The organism is Rickettsiales endosymbiont of Stachyamoeba lipophora (assembly GCF_003932735.1).
GTDB lineage: Bacteria > Pseudomonadota > Alphaproteobacteria > Rickettsiales > 33-17 > RICK01.
Map to the genome: position 1 here is coordinate 385,503 of NZ_CP033611.1, position 19,365 is coordinate 404,867.

Annotated in this window: 17 protein-coding genes; 1 reads left to right on the plus strand and 16 read right to left on the minus strand. The window is 32.1% G+C overall.

All coding sequences use genetic code 11. From position 1 onward, the window contains the following. Nucleotides 1–92 precede the first annotated feature (92 nt). From EF513_RS01680 to EF513_RS01710, 7 genes are all read right to left on the minus strand, one after another. A complete protein-coding gene (locus tag EF513_RS01680) occupies nucleotides 93–503 on the minus strand; it encodes a hypothetical protein (protein WP_125215683.1) in 411 nt (136 codons plus the stop codon). A 237-nt stretch (nucleotides 504–740) separates the two neighbouring features. Next, nucleotides 741–1,676 (minus strand): AAA family ATPase, encoded by a 936-nt coding sequence (locus EF513_RS01685; RefSeq protein ID WP_125215684.1) that lies wholly within the window; start codon nucleotides 1,674–1,676, stop codon nucleotides 741–743. Continuing rightward, entirely contained in the window at nucleotides 1,666–2,181 is a 516-nt protein-coding gene (locus EF513_RS01690; protein ID WP_125215685.1) for a toprim domain-containing protein, read from the minus strand. The genes EF513_RS01685 and EF513_RS01690 overlap by 11 nt, the downstream gene beginning before the upstream one ends. Further along, entirely contained in the window at nucleotides 2,168–2,545 is a 378-nt protein-coding gene (locus tag EF513_RS01695; protein ID WP_125215686.1) for a hypothetical protein, read from the minus strand. Before EF513_RS01695 ends, EF513_RS01690 begins: the two co-directional genes overlap by 14 nt. Nucleotides 2,546–2,547: 2 nt before the next feature. Then, complete coding sequence (locus EF513_RS01700) at nucleotides 2,548–2,763, minus strand: helix-turn-helix domain-containing protein (RefSeq protein ID WP_125215687.1); 216 nt, start codon at nucleotides 2,761–2,763, stop codon at nucleotides 2,548–2,550. 110 nt (nucleotides 2,764–2,873) lie between these two features. Continuing rightward, nucleotides 2,874–3,578, minus strand: a complete 705-nt coding sequence (locus tag EF513_RS01705; RefSeq protein WP_125215688.1) for a hypothetical protein — start codon at nucleotides 3,576–3,578, stop codon at nucleotides 2,874–2,876. After that, nucleotides 3,578–4,786: a tyrosine-type recombinase/integrase gene (locus EF513_RS01710; protein WP_125215689.1), complete on the minus strand. Its 1,209-nt coding sequence runs from the start codon at nucleotides 4,784–4,786 to the stop codon at nucleotides 3,578–3,580. Before EF513_RS01710 ends, EF513_RS01705 begins: the two co-directional genes overlap by 1 nt. Before the next feature lie 335 nt (nucleotides 4,787–5,121). Here EF513_RS01710 and EF513_RS01715 point away from each other — a divergent pair, with 335 nt between their 5' ends. Then, nucleotides 5,122–6,543, plus strand: a complete 1,422-nt coding sequence (locus tag EF513_RS01715; protein WP_125215690.1) for an ABC-F family ATP-binding cassette domain-containing protein — start codon at nucleotides 5,122–5,124, stop codon at nucleotides 6,541–6,543. A gap of 241 nt (nucleotides 6,544–6,784) precedes the next feature. Here EF513_RS01715 and EF513_RS01720 read toward each other — a convergent pair whose 3' ends face one another. From EF513_RS01720 to EF513_RS01760, 9 genes are all read right to left on the minus strand, one after another. Next, entirely contained in the window at nucleotides 6,785–8,554 is a 1,770-nt protein-coding gene (locus tag EF513_RS01720) for an ATP-binding cassette domain-containing protein (RefSeq protein WP_125215691.1), read from the minus strand. Nucleotides 8,555–8,594: 40 nt separating this feature from the next. Continuing rightward, nucleotides 8,595–10,967: a hypothetical protein gene (locus EF513_RS01725; RefSeq protein ID WP_125215692.1), complete on the minus strand. Its 2,373-nt coding sequence runs from the start codon at nucleotides 10,965–10,967 to the stop codon at nucleotides 8,595–8,597. A gap of 207 nt (nucleotides 10,968–11,174) precedes the next feature. Beyond that, nucleotides 11,175–12,440, minus strand: a complete 1,266-nt coding sequence (locus tag EF513_RS01730) for a sigma-54-dependent transcriptional regulator (RefSeq protein ID WP_125215693.1) — start codon at nucleotides 12,438–12,440, stop codon at nucleotides 11,175–11,177. Nucleotides 12,441–12,451: 11 nt separating this feature from the next. Further along, nucleotides 12,452–13,249, minus strand: coding sequence for a motility protein A (locus EF513_RS01735; protein WP_125215694.1), 798 nt, complete (start codon nucleotides 13,247–13,249; stop codon nucleotides 12,452–12,454). Continuing rightward, entirely contained in the window at nucleotides 13,249–13,530 is a 282-nt protein-coding gene (fliN, locus tag EF513_RS01740; protein ID WP_125215695.1) for a flagellar motor switch protein FliN, read from the minus strand. Before fliN ends, EF513_RS01735 begins: the two co-directional genes overlap by 1 nt. Before the next feature lie 224 nt (nucleotides 13,531–13,754). Further along, nucleotides 13,755–15,071: a DUF2748 family protein gene (locus EF513_RS01745; protein WP_125215696.1), complete on the minus strand. Its 1,317-nt coding sequence runs from the start codon at nucleotides 15,069–15,071 to the stop codon at nucleotides 13,755–13,757. Next, nucleotides 15,071–16,891, minus strand: coding sequence for an ABC-F family ATP-binding cassette domain-containing protein (locus EF513_RS01750; RefSeq protein WP_125215697.1), 1,821 nt, complete (start codon nucleotides 16,889–16,891; stop codon nucleotides 15,071–15,073). The genes EF513_RS01745 and EF513_RS01750 overlap by 1 nt, the downstream gene beginning before the upstream one ends. A gap of 4 nt (nucleotides 16,892–16,895) precedes the next feature. Then, on the minus strand, nucleotides 16,896–18,047 hold the full coding sequence (locus EF513_RS01755) for a CCA tRNA nucleotidyltransferase (RefSeq protein WP_125215698.1): 1,152 nt from the start codon (nucleotides 18,045–18,047) through the stop codon (nucleotides 16,896–16,898). Between the two features lie 29 nt (nucleotides 18,048–18,076). After that, nucleotides 18,077–19,327 carry a M16 family metallopeptidase gene (locus EF513_RS01760; protein ID WP_164503794.1) on the minus strand — a complete coding sequence of 417 codons (1,251 nt, stop codon included), beginning with the start codon at nucleotides 19,325–19,327 and terminating at the stop codon, nucleotides 18,077–18,079. Between the last annotated feature and the right edge of the window lie 38 nt (nucleotides 19,328–19,365).

A 19,365-nucleotide genomic window follows, 5' to 3' on the forward strand; every position in this document is an offset into this window, starting at 1 on the left:
CAGATATCCTTTACAGTTAACTTCAAAATATGATAATTAAAGATAATTTTAGCCTTATAGAGGGTTTGTAAAAGATATCCATCATAAAGATGCTATAGGCAATCATTCTTTATAATTGTTCGAGCTATTTTCTGTAATGTTGTACTATCCATGCTGATAGTATTATTAGATAGTATGCTAGCAATTTGGTGTTTATTATAAGTTTGCCCAAGTTCTGATTTACCCAGATGAATTAGCATCTGAACGTTACCATTCATTGCTACTTCCATTTGTTTCATTCTAATTAAACAGTTTCTCAGCGCATAGCCTTTTTGTAAGATTGCTTGAGTATCAACCTCTTTAAGTAATACTCTATAAAAAGCATCATTTGATAAGCCAAGATATTGACGAATACCTTCTTTAGTGCAATTCATGGCAGCTAGGCATAATATCGCATCTTTATCATCTTGAGTTAAGATGGTTTTGCTACGAGGCCTACCTTTAGGATTATTTGATTTCCTCACTTTTCTCTCCGTTAACTAAAAATTAAACATACCATTACAACTCTTTTAAATTCTCTTGTTTCGTTAATGTTTTACATAGCGTTTCATCTATAAGGTAACTAAATCAAAGCTTTTAGCTATGCATGTTTCAAAGATGTTTCATAATTTGTTTAACTAAATGCTTGTTTCACTGTTTTACTCTCTAAGGGAATGAAACAGTGAAACAAGATAGGGTATTTAATTGCTAACTAACAAACATTATGCTACTACACCTTCTTCTTGTGCTTTTTTAAGAATACGATGAACAGTAGAAGCACTTTTCCTTTTATCTAGCTCTTCTGATATTCTTCTTCGAGTATAGCCCTCTTTATGTAATTCTAATATTCTTTTTAGATCTGCATCTTCTATATCATGTACTATCCAGCTTGCCTTATTAGTATTAGAATCAATACTAAGCCTCGCTTCAAAGGAATTGGCTTCTTCACCTGAGAAACCTCTAGATTTCTCATAATGCACTTCAAATCTTGCTCCTTCTGAACTTTTGTAGTGTTCTGGCCGCCTTAAAGCTATTACTGTATCTAAAATATCTTCCCTTTTTGAAGTTCCTCTTTGTTGATCATTCTTACCAGCATGATGAATAATTATGATAGATTTGCCTAAGGCTCTCAGTCGCAACAACCATTCTTGAACCGGTATCCAACTATCTGCATCATTTTCTTTGCCATTACGGCATAAGGTAGAAAGATTATCTATTATAATAACATCAGTATCTAATACATACTCTTCAAGTAATTGCTGACCTTCTAGTGTAGCTAAATTTGGCATTAAGCCGTTTTTTTGCAAATCAGGAGTTATAATTTTTAGATTGTCAGAGTTTTTCATCGCTTGAAAATTATCCACTAAACTCATTAATCTTTCTTTAATGGTATTAGCAGGCATTTCACCGTCAATATATAACACCTTATATGGTCTTTCTATTTTCCACTTATCGTCAAACATATTTACTGCACTTGCAATACAGCATGATAATTGGAGAGCAACAAAGGTTTTACCAATCCCCCTTTTGGCATAAATCATTGCAAGACCTTGTTTTGGCAAAATAGGATGAACAATAAATTCTCGTGGTGGCAATTCCATTTTTAGCAGCTGCTCCACATTAACAACATTCAAAGGTATATTTATATTAGATTGCATTACAAATCTCCTCAAAGAGTTGCTTTCTTAATGCACCTAATCCTTCCAGTATATGTAAATCATTAAAGTCAGTTGGTTTAGTAACAGTATCTTGAAATGAAGGCACTATCACTTTAGTATTGCAAATTCTAGCTGCCTTTAAAGCAGATATAACTCCTGTATTCTGCTTACCGTACATATCGTTATCTGCGCATATAATATATTTTTTATTAGGATAGTGGCTGTATATTACTTGCAGTACAGGCTCTAGGTTACCAGCATCAAATGCCACTATGCACGGCATCTTTGTAGCTAAATGAATGGATGCAGCGGTGGCAAATCCTTCTGCTAATAGTGCTATCTTACTCTCTGCAAAATTATTTCCTATAATCGTAAAGCAGCCCTTTTTCCTTCCTCCTCTCAAAAAACGTTTATTACCATTGGGAAAAATAGTTTGTAAATTCCATAATTTACCGTTAATATCATAAATTGGAATTAGTAAATTATTATTGCTAAACCGATACATTTTCTAATTCCTTTATCTGCTTTTTCTTTAAGTAATCTGAGAAGCCTGTGAGAGATGCATGGTGGTAAATCTTTTGGGCTTCTTTTGCTATTTTCTCTTGGTTGTCTCTAATCTCCGTATCAAGCTGCATTTTAAGTGTATAATATTTGTATTTTTTATGAGCGTCTTGGTCATTATTTCGCTTTGAAAACCAATGATATTTTTCTCCTGTTCTCCAATTACCAAAAAATCCACATTCTCCATAAAAAATCAGCCAAAATTCATTATTCCTTCCAAACCTAATAAATGAATTATATTTAATTAGCTTCTTACAATTAAAACCTTTGCTACTTATAAAGCTTAGAAAGTCTGCTATATTACTCATTTCTAAGCTTCATTATTTTCTACAATAAATTGGCTATTATCGTCTAAAAATTTTTCTAAATCCGATAGACGATATTTTACTAATCTACCTATTTTAATGTAGGGAATGCGAACAACTTCCTTTGCTCGCCAAATTTCCAGCATATTAGGTTTCACGCCTATAAGTTCAGCTGCTTCAGGGGTTGGCAGTAATATATTATGTTTCTGTTTCGGAATCATTATCACCTCATATATTAAAAATTGATCATACCTTATTAGGTAAAATCAACGTTAATACATAAGGGTAAAATAGGGAGGGTAGGATTTTGATATATTTTTGATAAAATCTTTTAATCTATAATTTTATCAATATCTTTTACAATAGCTTTTATATAATTCTTATCGAGATTTTCATTACCGTCATTTTTATAATTTGGAAACAAAACATTGACTATTATAATAATATATGAGTAATTTGGTTGTCTAAACATACTTTTCATCAGCCAATATATAATCTTAATATAAAATACTTCTTCTATAAATTTTTGCGAACTCGGAATTAACATGGGGTATCCTCTACTTTGTACCTTTATTAGCCTAGGGCTTTTGAGTATTTTAGAATCATTTTCTTCATAACGAAGCAATCCCTTGTTAAACTCCTGATAATATTGATTAAACTCCGTTTCTGGGAAATAGCCAATTTTATCATTTTTCAAATTCTTCAATATAGCCTTAATAATATAATTATACTTCTTTATTTTCTCTATAGACTTTTTAGCTTTTACATAAGCAATTCTTTCCTGCTCATATTTCAATATTTCTGGAATGAACATTAACTCTTCTAAAAATAAAACTATATTTTGAGGATTAATTTTATATAGTTGTTCCCATACCTCCTTCATCAATTTGTTTTCAAATAATGGACGGTGAAAATTTATATAATCTAGATGTTTATCTCTTTTTTCAAGATTTGGATAATTAAGTATTGCAAATAAAACTTTGATTTTCTTTCTGATAGGCCTAGGTAGCCCGCATGCTAATTTATACTCTTCCATTATATTTTCTCTATTTTTTCCATATTAACAAACATAGCCTTTGTTGCTCTTTCTACTGAATCTCTTACTGGATCAATATTTAACCTCTCATACACCCTAGTAGCTTGATGGCTTCTATGCCCTAATGATTTGCCTATAATAGCTGTAGTTGCACCAGTTGCGGCTTGCCAACTACCAAGTGTTCTCCTAAGATCATGTATTCTAAGATCGTCTATTCTTGCCTTCTCTAAAACTCTTTTCCAAGCTTTTTTAGGATCTACTAAATGACCAGAAGAGCTCTTAGAAGGAAATACAAACTCACTATCTTTAAAGCCAGCGTTTAAATTATCGACTTGCCGCTGATATAATATCTCAAGCGCTTGATCTGTTAATGGTATAGTTAAAGCCTCTCCATTTTTTGTCTCGGGGATACGCCAAGTTTTAGCTTGAAAGTTAATTTCTTTCCATTTCATTGCTAATACGTTACTTTTTCTAGCTCCCGTAAGTAGAGATATCAAAATATAGTCTTTAGCTATTTCATTCTCTTCTTCGTTAAGAGCTTCAAAAAATCTAGGTAATTCATCCGCTTGTAAAAACCTATCTCGTGATTTTTCCTTAAATTTTTTTATGCCATTAGTAGGATTTTGAGCTTCCCACCCCCATTCAATGTTCTTATTATATATAGCCCGTATTCTTTCCAATAAGCGGTTGGCTTGTGTTTTACCGTTAATGTCACCGATTTTCTCATGCAATTGCTGAATTTCCTGCTTTGTAATACTTGAAGCTTTTCTCTTAAACCAGTGAATGCAAAATTTATTTACCTCTCTTTCATCATAAATCCATGATTTTTTATGCTTCTTACTATATCTTTCCATAAATTGATGAAACATTTCTCCAAAGGTAATTTCTGATTTAACTTTATGCTTTTCCTCATTAGGATTAATTCCTTGAGCAATCTGTGCACTGATATGAAAAGCTTCTTTTCTGGCATTCTCAATTGATATGTCCGGGTAAGTTCCTATAGTAACTCTAATAATGCGCCCATTCTTTTTCTTGGTTACTTTGAAGGATTTATTACCCTTATCTGTGACCATGATCTCTAATCCATTCACCTTAGAATCTTTATAATAGCTCCGTTTACCAGGCTCAGCATTTGGCAACTCATCTAAATATTTTTTAGTAAAGCTTTGAATTTTACTTTCTGCTTGGGGATACTTTGGGGATACCATAGAGATAAAATTTGATAAAAAATTATTTTACTTTATAAAGTAATAATTAGGATAAAACCTAGAGTTTGTCAAGGTATATCCTACCCCATAAAGGCCTATAAAGTAATTGGCCTTATGGCTCATAACCTGAAGGTCGTCAGTTCGAATCTGGCCCCCGCAACCAATTTTTTTCTAGGCTTTGCACCAATTTTTATATTTGACAAAAAATTTCTTGCACGCCAATTGTACCGCATTCAACTGTAATTTTTACATTTTAAAACACATTTCTGAGTTTCAATTTGACTTTAATAATAGTCAATTATAGCTTAATATACTCAACTTTTTAAAAATTGGTTATGCTTCATAGACCAATAATCATTAAAAATCTTTCACTATTTTTGGCTCATAAAGCTTGCTTTATAGATTTTAATGCGCAGATCCAATATGGTGACCGCATTGCCATTATCGGACATAATGGAAGCGGAAAATCAAGCCTGCTTAAGATAATTAATGGTGAAATTGAACCTAGTGAAGGTGAAATACATATACCTAAGAATGCTATCATAGGATATATACCTCAGATCATTGATGATTTTAGCCAATTGAGTGGTGGCCAAAGATTCAATCAATCACTTACACAAGCTTTAAGTTTGGACCCCAATATTTTGTTACCTGATGAACCAACAAATCACTTAGATTTAAAAAATCGCCGCTCATTTATAAGGTCTTTAAGAAAATTCCCCGGGACTTTAATTATCGTTTCGCATGATGTTGAGATTTTACGTACATGTGTGGATACCGTATGGCATATTGATAATGGAAGTATAAAAGTATTTTCTGGAGATTATGATGATTATATAAATAAGATTAAATTAGAGCGTGACCAAATAGGACGAGAGCTGGAGTTAATAGAGAGAGAAAAAAAAGAAGTTCATAAAGCTCTCATGAAAGAACAAGAGCGGTTTAAGAAAAGTAAACTTAAAGGAGCAAAAAGTTTTGATGGTGATAAGATATTAGCCCATAAAAAATCTAATTGTGCTCAGCAAACTGCAGGTAATAAGTATAGCAGCATTAATGATAAAAAAGAAGTTTTAACACGAAAACTCTCAGATATTAGGTTACCTGAGATGATGTTACCTAAGTTTAATATTGATTCATCAAAATTTAATAAGCATACACTAGTCAATATCACCGAAGGAAGCTGTGGATATGATAATTCAATTATAATATCAGGTATTAACTTATCCATCTCTTTAGGGGAAAGAGTTGCTATAAAAGGAGATAATGGTTCTGGCAAATCAACACTGATTAGGGCAATTATTAATCATCCAGAAGTTAGTAAGTCAGGCAATTGGGAAATGCCTAACAATGAACTAATAGGGTATTTAGATCAGCATTATAATAATATTCATCTTAATAAAACTGTTTTAGAAAATATTCATGGCTTACATCCAGCTTGGTCTCATACTGAAGTAAGGCGCCATCTAAATGATTTTCTGTTCCGTAAGAATGAAGAGGTGTCAGCTTTGGCCTCTACATTGTCTGGTGGAGAGAAAGCGAGGCTTACCCTTGCACAAATTGCAAGTTTAACACCACCGCTTCTAATTTTGGATGAAATTACCAACAACTTAGATTTAGAAACAAAAGATCATATTATTCAAGTAATACAAAATTATCCTGGAACACTAATTGTAATCTCTCATGAAGAAGATTTTTTAGACGAGATAACAATTAACACCACTTATCATATTATAGCTGGCAAATTGATTACAGCTTAAGCACTCCGTTTCTCTTTTAAATAAATTAAAGAACCTGCATTGTTTTTATTAACAATTTTTCATCACGAAATTTATACGATATAAGCTTTCCTTAAATCACCTTGAGTATCATAATCTTTATTAGGTTTTAAAGTTCCTAGATTACGACAAATTCTAAAATATAATCGGCAAGGCTTAGATAAATAGCGCACCATACAGTTATTTGAGCTTATTGAAATTCCAATAACATTTACAGACTAAATTAAGCTAAGGTTGTAGTATCTTGAATCTGCTTTTGCCATAATTTAGCATATAATCCATTTAATTTCAAAAGAGAATTATGGGTACCACTCTCTACTATTTTACCCTTATCCATTACAATAATTTCATCCGCTTTTATGATGGTTGAAAGCCTGTGAGCGATAATAATGGTAGTAGCATTTTTCGAAATTTCTTCTAAACTTTGTTGAATTTTCTTTTCTGTATGGCTATCTAGTGAAGAAGTAGCTTCATCAAAAATATAAATTTTAGGATTCTTGAGTAATGCACGGGCAATAGCTACTCTTTGTTTTTCACCCCCAGACAATTTAACACCTCTCTCACCCACTTGAGTATTAAGTCCTTGTGGTAATGATTTAATTAATTGTTCTAATTGGGCTAGTTTTATAGCTTGCTCTACTTGTTCTTTAGAAGCAGTAGGATTGCCATATAATATATTAAAACAAAGAGATTCATTAAACAAAATAGTATCTTGTGGTATTATACCAATTAGGCGTCTTAAAGACTTTTGGGTAACACTTCTAATATCTTGGCCATTTATTAAAATCTTTCCTTGGATGGGATCAAAAAATCTAAAAATTAACTTGGTAATAGTAGATTTACCAGAGCCTGTTGCTCCTACTATCGCTAAAGTTTTACCTGCCTTGGCATGAAAGGAAATGTTATCTAATATAATTCTGTTATTACCATAGTTAAAGCTTACTTCTTCAAATTTAACATCATAAAAATTTTTGTTAGCTATATCGATTGCACTAGAGGCATCTGTTAAATCATTTTTCTCTTCAAATAAAGTGAATATTTCTTGTAATGCAGTTAATGCTTGATGCACCCCTCTAACTACATATCCCATATAGCTCATTGGTAATGAAAATTGTAAAATGTAAGCATTTAAAAGCACAAAATCACCAACTGTTAATATTCCTTGTTGTATTTGCATGGTCGCATAGCAGGTAATTAAACCAAGTCCTGTTCCTACTATTATAACTTGCAAAATTCCCAAAGATTCCATTCGTCTATCAGAGTTATTAACGGCTAATTCCTTCTCCTTTAGGATTGATTTACATCTTTTAAACTCAAATTTTTCATTGTTAAATGATTTGATGGTCTCATAATTAAGCAGAGAATCAACAATGTAGGATGAAAGTTTACTTAATTTTTCTTGTTTGTTCGTTTGAGCTATAGTAGACCTTTTTGCAGTCATAATAGTTGAAATAAAATAAGCTCCAATTACTACCAAAATTATGAGTCCATAAAACAGGCCATAGAGACTATAAACTAATCCTATGGCTATTAAGATCTCAATCAATATAGGAATAAGCTGCCACAGTAAACCATCAATAAAAGTAGGAAAATAATACTCCACTCGATCGATAGTATTAGTTAAAGCTCCTGTCTTTTTATTCAGATGAAACTTAAGCGGTAGATTTATTACATATCTGAAAATATTAAAAGTTAGCAGATTAGTGCAATGCTCAAATATAGCGAGATTAAAAATAGTTCTAAGTGAACGTAACACATGTCCTACTATCCACAATAATCCATAACTTATAGCCACCCAAGGGATAATAATATTATTAGCTTCTTCAGGAGCTGATAAATTATCAATTATATATTTAATAACAAAAGGTAAACTTAGGCTAATTCCTTTATTTATAATTTCAAAGATAACCGATAAAATAATACTTATTCTAACCTTAGCATCCACTACCCAATAATGAGGTAAGATTTGTCGAATAATTTTAAAGTAATTCATACCTAAGTTCTAAAAATTTTCTTGATATTACATTTAAATATTACAGCTCATAACCATACCATATTTTATCCCTCTTTTTTATTGAATGGATGAGGTCTTGCTTGTCTTCTGCAATTTTTTCAACCCAAGTTTTGGCAAGATTATGCTTTCTTCCAAGATATTCCATATAACCAGATTCATCTCTGCCAATAGGATTGCCACCATATTTATGTTTTCTTGCATGCTGGAGATTGACATCCTCACTTAGCCTTCTACCACATTCAATCCCGCCAGCTTCCTCCTTACTCTGCATTGTAAAAGAAAGCCCTCCACCTTTGCCTATTGTTTTTGTACCGGTAAGTAACTCTGCCCATTTTTTATCTCTAGAAATAATTAAATCAATGGCCATATTAGTCTCTATAATTGCAGCGGGGCTTCTAAAACCTTCTGTTCCAAAAAATAGTTCAACTAAATTTATTATTGTTTGCTTTTGTTCTAACGTTAAATGTTCAGATATTGGGGAACTAGATTTAGATTTTAGCTTTTCTAGACCTGATATTCCATATTTATATACTCTTCTTAACATTTTTGCTGTAGTAACATCGCTAAGAATGTTATTTTGAACTGTTTTAATAGTTTCAATTTCTTTTAAAATGTTTTCATAATTGCCTAAATTATATACTTCTTCTTGGATAGTGCCTCTATTAGACACATATGTTCCACCTATATTATCTTGCGCTTTAATATCTTGGGATTTTTGAACGATTAAATCTTGATCATCATTAAATACTATTGTTCTAGCAATTTTTTTCTTTACATTATTTCTTGATTGCCTAATAGCTGATCTATATAGCATGAGTTCTTGAGTATAAAAATCCTTAACGCTAGTTATTTTCTGAATATCAGTATAATTAATTTTCAGTACTTTTCTGCTCACATTACTTAGTTTTAAACTCTCTTTTAAACTTTTTGAGAGGGCGGCACCGAAAGTCTTTAGGGTAGTACTCCACATCATTTCAGGAGTTATATTTTGAAGCTGTTGGGCATTTGCAAATATACAACGAGTAATATTCCTATAACCTTTCTGTTCTGCCTCATCTAAGGCTATTTTAAGTAGCTTACTATCCTCTATTTCATTATTTTCATCAATTTGATCAATATAACCATCTTTTAAATATTTGGTAATTTCTTCAGCTAAAGCTTTCTTAATAAATGTATTTAATGTCTTTCCATTTGGTGCTTTATACTCTGGTTGTTTAAGGCAATCTTCTATGGAATCAGGAAAACCCTCACAAGTGTATTCAACTCCTAATAATTCATTTACCTTTTCATCCCTATCATCTTCATTGTTTTTATAATACTCATGAAGTTCTTCTAATTTTTCTTTAACATATGTTTTTAATAAATCTTTTATACCACCTATCTGATAAAATTTTTGAGCTGTAGCCTGGTATTTTAATAAGTTAATTGCTTTGTTTTCTTTCTCGCTTTGCTTTTCCGCTAGCTTTTCCGCTAGCTTTTCCAACAATGGTTTAAAATAAGGTTGGAATCGATCTAACAAGAACTCTTTATTTGATTGTTTTAGCGATAGCCTTGCTAGCAAGCTACCAGGGATATCACTAACATACTGCTCAACTTCTGGATAATCTTTTTTACTATCACATGGGTAACAAGAATTGATAGCAGAATAAACAGCAGAGGTTAGAACCTCTTTAAAATTTAATTTATTAATAGCATCTAATAATGCCTGGTCATGTGAGAGTTCAGCCTCTTTTTTCTTTAAAAACTCATCTCTAACTTTAGCATTATAAATAACTCTCCGCCCTTGATCTTCAAGAATAAAAGCTGCCTCAGTCGTCGCTTGAGCTATATTAAGGTTTTGTTCTGAAAATTTATTAATTAATTGCGTAAATTGCTCCTGAGATAAATCTTTATAATTATCTTCTTCATCTGAAGAATCATCATAATGGGTTAATAATTTTTGCACCTGATCTTCAGGAATAAGGTCTGGTTCAATTGTTGCTTGACCTATATTAGGATTTTGTGCTGAAATTTTATCAATTGATTCTACACATTGCCCCTCGGGTACATCTTTATAAGTATTTTTTTTAACTGAGGATTTATCATCATAGGTGGATAATTTTTGCACTTGTTCAGTTAATAATATAATTCTTTTGCTAATGTATTCTTTAATGTCAGAGCTAATTTGCATCTCAAGAGAGTTTATACTTTTATCTTTTGTACATCCCCTACGCTTTGACATTAAGCATTGAAAAGTCTTCTCTTGGCTTAAATTATTCCAAAGAAGATCAGAATAAAATTCAACTTTTTCATCAGTTAAATCCTGCTTTAAAAATACGGCATTAATAAAATTTTGATCATCTTTTTTGCTTTCTAAGAATTTTACTTCTTCCCTAATACTTTCTATATCCATAAAAACATCTAAACTTGGTTAACTAAACTTGTATTATTAACTTTTTTTAAAATAGGTAAAGTGGTTATAAGCTCACTTGACAAAATAAAATTATTTTAGGCGAATTTAGTTACCAAAGATTATATGATTTCTTCATTTAGAAATGTTTACATAGCCTGGAATCAGCACAAGATATTTGGGTAATAACCTGAGAAATATTTTAATATACTATGAATCTACTTTTAACTTAAGCTCATATTGCTCAATTTTATCTTCTAAAATCTTAATCGATATGCCTAGAATTTTAGCAGCTTGAAGTCGATCGCCGATAGTAGTGTTCAGCGCCATTTTTATAGTATTTTTTTCTGCCTCTTCGATATTAATTGCAGTTTTTTCTACTTCGCTTAACATCAAATCATTCTCTTTTATTGCCTGGTTCCCCGCAAACAATACTGCTCTAAACATAGTATTTTCCAGTTCCCTTACATTACCAGGCCAGGAATAGTTAATTAGAGCTTGCTTAGCTTCTGAAGAAATTTCAGGATGATTTAATCCATTTTGTTTTGCATATTTTTCTGCATAAAATTGAGCTATATTAATTATATCTTCGGTTCTTTCTCTAAGCGCAGGTAAAGCCAAGTTAATAACATTTAGCCTGTAATATAAATCTTCCCTAAAGTTTCCTTTCGAAACTTCTTGTTTTAAATTACGGTTACTGGTGGCAATAATTCTTGTATCCACTTTGACACTGCCTGTTCCGCCAATTCTAGTAATTTCCCGTTCTTGAATTACTCTAAGTAGTTTTGCTTGAAGCCTAATATCCATTTCACTTATTTCATCAAGCAGCAAAGTACCGCCAGATGCTTCCTCAAATTTGCCCACTCGCCTTGCTAATGCTCCGGTAAAGGCTCCCTTTTCATGACCAAAAAGTTCTGATTCAAGCAAATTATCAGGAATAGCAGCGCAATTTATACCTATAAACACCCTACCTTTTCTCTTACTATGTTGGTGGATAAATTTAGCTATTACCTCTTTACCAGTTCCTGACTCTCCAGTAATTAATATTGTAGCTTCAGAAGTAGCCACCTTTTGCGCCATATCAACAATTTTTTTCATTGCTTCACTTTGGGCAATAAATTCATTCTGATCATTAATAATGGAATTAAGTACTGCAACAATTAATTCCTCATTAGGAGGAAGAGGCAAATAATCAACAGCTCCATCTTCTATAGCTTTTGTTACCTCTTGCTTAGTCACGTGGAAGCCACATGCAACTACCGGTAAGTAAATTCTTTCTTCATTTAGCGTTTCAACCAAACTTTTAATATCTGCTTTTACTTCAATTAAAATTAAATCCGCTCCTTTGCCTGATCGCAACAAATCTAATGCACTTGCAATAGTGGAGCTTTGATTTATTTTCGCACCTCTTTTGATAGCAATTTGTGTCGCAGTTAAAAATTGTCCAGACAAATCACCGATAACAAGTATGCGCATAATTATAACTTTTAAGATTTAAAGTAATGTATTTTTTGATCAGTTGGTAAAATGTTATTAAGCTTCATTTCCAAGATTCTTGGATTTTCTTTTTTACCAATACTTATGAGAGCCTCTATGTAAATTTTTCTTATGATTAACTCAATATGAGTATTTCTTTCTAATTTAGCAGCAGTTGGATAAAAGAATACATAAGATAATATTGAACCATAAAATGTGGTAATTAACGCTAGCGCCATGCTAGGGCCAATTTTATTAATTTCATTAAAGCTAGCAAGCATCTGCACTAACCCAATAAGTGTACCTATTAGTCCCATTGCTGGAGCAATTTCAGCAGCCTTTCTAAAAATGCTGATCGCCTGCTTATTCTGTTCCACCATAAATAACACATTCTGATTTAAGTAATTTTCCAAATATTCAACAGTAATGTTATCGGAAAGCAATCTTACTCCTTCAGCAAAAAATTTGTGATACCCACCCATTATTCTGTCTTCATTGGCCAGCCATAATATTGATTTTTTATAAGCAAGCTCTGAAGCCTTAAGTGTTTCATAAGCGATGTCGCCATAATCTGGTGTTTTGATAAATAGCTTTTCATAGCTAGTTTTGAAAGCTTGCCATACATCTTGAAAGTTATAACATGCAACCGTTACTAAAAATGTACCGCCAAATACTATCAAAAACGAAGGTAAATCCACAAAATTAATTAAATTACCACCAATGCTAATTCCTACAGCGATAAGAATTACGCAAGCAATAGTGGCGATTATTGTAGAATTATCTTTATTTTGAAAACTATTTATTTTCATCAAAGTTCTTTATCATTTCTAATTATTTCTGTAAGTGTTACACCTACTTTATCATCCACAATGACCACTTCACCTTTAGCGACCAACCTATCGTTGACCAATACTTCAACTGGCTCACCTATGCTTCTATCTAGCACTACTACCGAACCTTTTCCTAGCTTAAGCAGCTGACCAACAAGCATAGAAGTTCGCCCCAAAATAACAGTAAGCTTTACAGGGATATCTTGTACGGTAGAAAGATTAACTGCATCATCAAAATCAGCGGTACTAAACTCTGACATAATGGGTTTTACTCTTTGTTTAATAATTGGTTATTATTTTAACCATGATGATAAACTTTTATTTTAAGTAATTCAAGAGGTTTTAATTTAAATATTATGAAAAAAATAATCAGATTATATGCAGGAATTTTTATTCAAATATATGCGGTCTTATTATTTGGGTTGCTGTACAGAATTTTTGGTAAGTAGGCTAACTATTTCCTTAAGAATTCACTTAACAGAATTTAGCGCACAAATGGCAATTTTCTTCTTAAAAATCTTTTTAGATGTGCAAATTTGGGAGCACTTAATTTAAACGAATATTTTACCCCACACATATTTTCATAAGCAGTGATACATCCAGGAATAACTTTAGCATAATAAATATTATATAAATTAGGATAAAAGCTTTTGGTAGCAAGCTTGCCATATTTAATTACCTGCTGAGGAACACGTGCTAAAGCTTCAACACATAAAATTGCCTCCTCTTGCATTTTATTTTCACGTTTATAAACATCTGCTTGGGGTGCAAGATTAAATTTCATATCTTCAACCATAGCTTCCAAAAACAGCGCAACAAACTTTTCATGATGATAAGCAATCTTTACAAATTCAAGACCTTTATTTACGCATTGTTTAACAAAGCTACGATATAAAAACAGCAGTTTTAGATTAATCCAGCCTTTAATAAAAACCTTAAATTTAAATTTTTGATAAAATTTTAAACTTTTCTCAGCCTCTTTAAGTTTTTCAATTCCTGCATGTTTAAAAATTTGGTGTATGTGATTAATATTATGCATATCAGACTTTCTAGCCTCTGCCACCGCATGATCAGCCCTAGTAGCATCAAAATTAGCAGAATACCTACCAACCTGCCTGCCACTATAATCACGCTTTATATCTGAGTAATGCCCCATTTCTTGTGCAGCGATTACCATCATTCTTGCTATAGCAGGATGGCCATCTCCATATTCCGGATGATCCTTATCAGTTTTGCCAAAAGGATCCCCGCCACAAGAAACAAACACTGCTGCATCTCTCCCGTCGGTTGATTGCATCCCGGAATTATTGCCACTGGAACGCCAAGTAGGCACATCAAGCATATCACCAATAGAATATCCATAAGTAACATATATCTCTGTTCGCTCCCAAAGTAGCATTCTTAATACTACCGGGTGAGCAGATTGTGCTAGTATCCTTGCAATCTTGATCTCTAGGTTGTTAGCTAAAGGAACATTTTTTGAAAGTTCTTTATTTAATAATGAAAGAGTATACTCAACTTTTTCTATTACCATTCGTGAAGATTGAATTTTTTCTGCCCAAAAACCAGCTAATATTCTTTTAGTGAATTCCAACAACTTGGGTTGCTTTAGCTCTTTTTCACTAAAAGCTACACTATAACCTAATTCTGGAATTAATATTCGAGCACAATTTGAAGTAGTACCGGTATCAATCCTAATCCTACCGGAATTCACCAATTCCCACGCGATTGCTTCTAACTCAACAAACAGAGTATCATCATAAATAGGGGAATTATAAATTATATGATAATTGTTAGTCATTAAGAATGTTCTATTTGCTCATTAAGCTCTGTTACAGCTAACCATCTACTTTCTTTTTGCTCTATTTCTGCTTTTAATTCTATCATCTTTTTGCTTAGCTCTTCAAGTTTAGCAGGAGATTTTTCATACAGAAGCGGGTCACTCATTGCTTTTTCAATTTCCATAAGGGATTGTTCAAGCCGTTCTATCTCTTGCGGCAATTTCTCAAGGTCTCTTTGTTCATTATAACTTAGCTTGGTTTTGGTCTTGGCTATATTTTTTTCTACTTTTTCTTTCGAAGCCATATTTTTCATAAAAACTTGTTGTTTTTGTTGCAAAGAAATGGTCTTAAGATAATCATTATATCCACCAACAAACTGCTCAACTTTATTATCAGAAATTATAACTATTTTAGTAACCACATTATCTATAAAAGCACGATCGTGGCTAACTATGAGCACAGTGCCTGCAAAATTACCTAAGAAATCTTCAAGGATTTCTAGAGTTTCCAAATCCAAATCATTAGTAGGTTCATCAAGCACTAATAAATCACATGGTTTGGCTAAAGCTATAGCAAGCAACAATCTATTTTGCTCTCCTCCGGATAATAATTTAACTTTGGTAAAAAATTGATCACTTGAAAAAGCAAATTGGCCAAGATAACTGCTTAGATGCAACCTTTGATTATTAAGATCAATATATTCACCATAAATATCCGCTATATTATCCCAAATTGTTTTGTCTAAATTAATACTTTCTCTTTTTTGATCTACGTAAGATATTTTTAAATTCGGCGCGTAAGTTAGATTACCTGATAAAGGTTCAATTTCACCCAAAATAGTTTTGATAACCGTAGTCTTTCCTGCTCCATTTCTACCAATAAGACCCACTTTTTCCCCTTTCAGAATTCTGAGAGAAAATTGATTGCATATTATTTTAGGAGGAGTCACATCTTGATAGCCACAAGTTACATTTTCTAACTTAATAACCTCTTGGCTGTATTTTTTAAGCTGATGGCCAGGTAAATCTATATTAACATTAGCCTTATTACCCCTGCCTACTTCCTGCTTAAACTCTTCGCGCAAATCTTTTAATTCTTTTAATCTTCGTTGATTACGCTTTCTACGGGCAGTTACACCATAAGTAAGCCAATGTTCTTCTTGTTCTAATTTACGTTTAGTAGTTCTTAAAGATTCGTTTTCTTGCGCTATAATTTGATCAATAATATTTTCATAAGATTTAAATCCTTCATTATAAAAGTGGCATTTTCCACGATCAATTATTAAAATCTTATTCGTTATTGCTTCTAAAAAATTACGGTCATGACTAATAACTATCACAGCCCCTGGGTAACCTTTAAGAAAATTTTCAAGCCATTCTATACCTTGGATATCAAGATGGTTGGTTGGCTCATCAAGCAATAATATATCCGGCCGATTATAGATCGTCTTAGCAAGCTCCACTCTTCTAAGCCTCCCTCCCGAAAGCTTTTCAAGTTTTCGATTTCCTTCTAAGCCTAAAGGAACTAAAAATTGATCCAGCAAATATTTTTGATCTTCATTATCATTTAAAATATATTCATAAATTGTTTGCTGTGGATCATAATTAATAAATACATCCTGAATTAAGTATTTAACTGAAGAGCCCGGCTTAATAAAAACGCTACCGGAATCTGCATCCATTTTACCAGCAATAGTTTTAAGTAAGCTTGACTTACCTGAGCCGTTTTTACCCACCAAGGCAATCTTATCCCCTAAAAACACATGCAATTCTAAATCTTTAAACAAAGATCTTTCCTCTAATTGCAAGGATAATTTATTTAACGATAGTAATGGTAACATATTCTTATTTCGCTGTTTTTATCAGTTCTTCTTTAGTGATTAAAAAATTTGCTTCAATCCAAATTTTTTCAAACTGCTTTATCTTATCACTAATTTCTTTTCCCTTCAAACCATAAAGTTGAGCCACTTCTTGCCCATTAAATGGTAAAGGTTTTTTTATGTACTGGCATACTTGATTGATATATTCTTGATATGATTTTTTATGCGAAATCTCTAAAAATTTTAGCCAATCAATAACCATCTCTTTTTCTTTATAAAATAGAAGGAATTGTATATCTTCAATTTTCTTCTCGGCAATAAGTCCAAACAACTCTAGAAGATATCTAGATTGCTTGCTTGATAATTTACATCTAGCAATAAAATTATTAATATTTTCAAGCTCAAATTTTAATATACTTATTAAAATTAAATTGATCGAATTATTATCCTTGAGCTGCTCTATTAGCTCAAAATTATCTATTATCTTAAAGCCTAAATATTTTTCAAAATTTAACTCTTTCATTAAACGAAGAGCATCACTTAAGTGATCAGCAGTAATGATTTTACTAAATTCCTGATATATTCTTTCCCCTGATAAGTTTAGTAGATTGTTTGCATTGTTTCTTAAAATATTTTTAAAATCCGCTCTAAAATTTTGCTTACCATATCTTTGCCAAAATCTTATAGCTCTTAACAATCTAAGATGATCCTCTGCTATTCTTTGCTCGGCACTACCTATAAATTGTAAATTTCCTTCTGCTAAATCCTCTTTTCCGCCAAAATAATCATAAATATTACCTTCAAAATCCATATAAAGTGCATTAAAGGTAAAATCACGACGAGAAGCATCCATTTCCCACGAATCAATAAATTCCACTTCAGCATGCCTGCCATCACAAAACTTATCAATTCTTAAAGTAGTGATTTCAAAAATTTTATGATCAATGATCGCTGAGACTGTACCATGTTTAATACCGCCAGTATGGTATTTAATATCTAGCTTAGTTAAAAGTTCGGTTAGCTCATCAGGTTTATAGTCAGTTGCTAAATCAATATCATTAATTGGCAAACCGGCCAGCAAATCCCTGACACACCCCCCGACCATTTTAAAATGCTTTTTATAGGGAAGAAGTGCTTGATACAATTTATCAAACTCAGCAACTAGCAATTTGTTCAACAGAAGATGGCTCAAAGTTATAAACTTTTTTAAGTTAGATTGATTAAATTATAATACTCATCTTTATTATTATTGCCAATGATACCCAAAGCTATTTTGCTTTGTTTTAGAAAATGATAATAATCTTCAACTTCTGATTTGGAGATTTTAGTTACTTTTGCTACAATTTGGGATATAGGAATAATTTTATGATACTTTATATAGCTATTAAGCAGATACTCGGCTCTAAAGCTTACACTATCTTGCGCCATTAAGCTGCTTGCCTTGAATTGCTGCTTTACTCTATTTAACTCTTCTTCCTCAATATCCCTCATAGATTTAATTACATCTATCATGACCGTAATTAAGGTTTCTAAATTGTCGGAAAGACTTGAGGCATTAACTCCAAAAATACCGATATCTGGATAAGAAGTAGTAAAGCTTGAAACATGATAGGCAAGCCCTCTTTGTTCTCTGATCTCTTGGAATAATCTTGAAGACATTCCTCCTCCTAAAATCATTGAGAATAATTGTTGAGAATAAAATTGAGGATGATTATAAGAAACCGATTCAAGCCCTATCAACACATGCGATTGCTCTAGTTCTCGATTCAACATTATTGCTCCCGGAGTAAACTGCGCCAGCTCAAAATCTTCTTTATTGCCTAAACTTAGGTTACCAAAGTTTTTATTTAATAAATCTACTATGCTCTTTAGCTCCACCTCGCCTGCAATACTTATTAGTATATTTTGAGCATTATAATATCTTTCTTTAGTAGCAATCAAATCATCTCTAGTGATTTCTTTTAGGCTCTCTGGAGTGCCTAAAATGTTGTGTCCCATTGGCTGATTCTTAAAACATAGGTCACTAAATTGATCAAACAGATATTCCTCAGGATCATCAATACATTCAGCAATTTCCTGCAAAATGACATTTCTTTCTTTATCTACTTCCTGTTGATGGAAAGTAGAGTTAACAATTAAATCACTTAGAATTTCTAAAGCCGTTGGCAAATAATCTTTTAAAACATTAATAGTATAAACTGTATGTTCTTTAGACGTATATGCATTTAAATCTGCTCCGATTTGCTCAACTTCTATTGCAATCTGTTTATAATTTCTCTTATTGGTTCCCTTAAACATCATATGTTCAATGAAATGAGCCATACCAAATTTTTCTCGCTCATATCTAGTACCAAATCTAACCAATAACCTGACAGCTACAGTCTGCATATTTTTACAATAATCATGTAAAAGTATCAAACCATTCTCTAGAGAATTAATGGAAACTGAATCGCTCATAAACATATATCTTAAGTTAGGTTTTTTATTAAAAAACA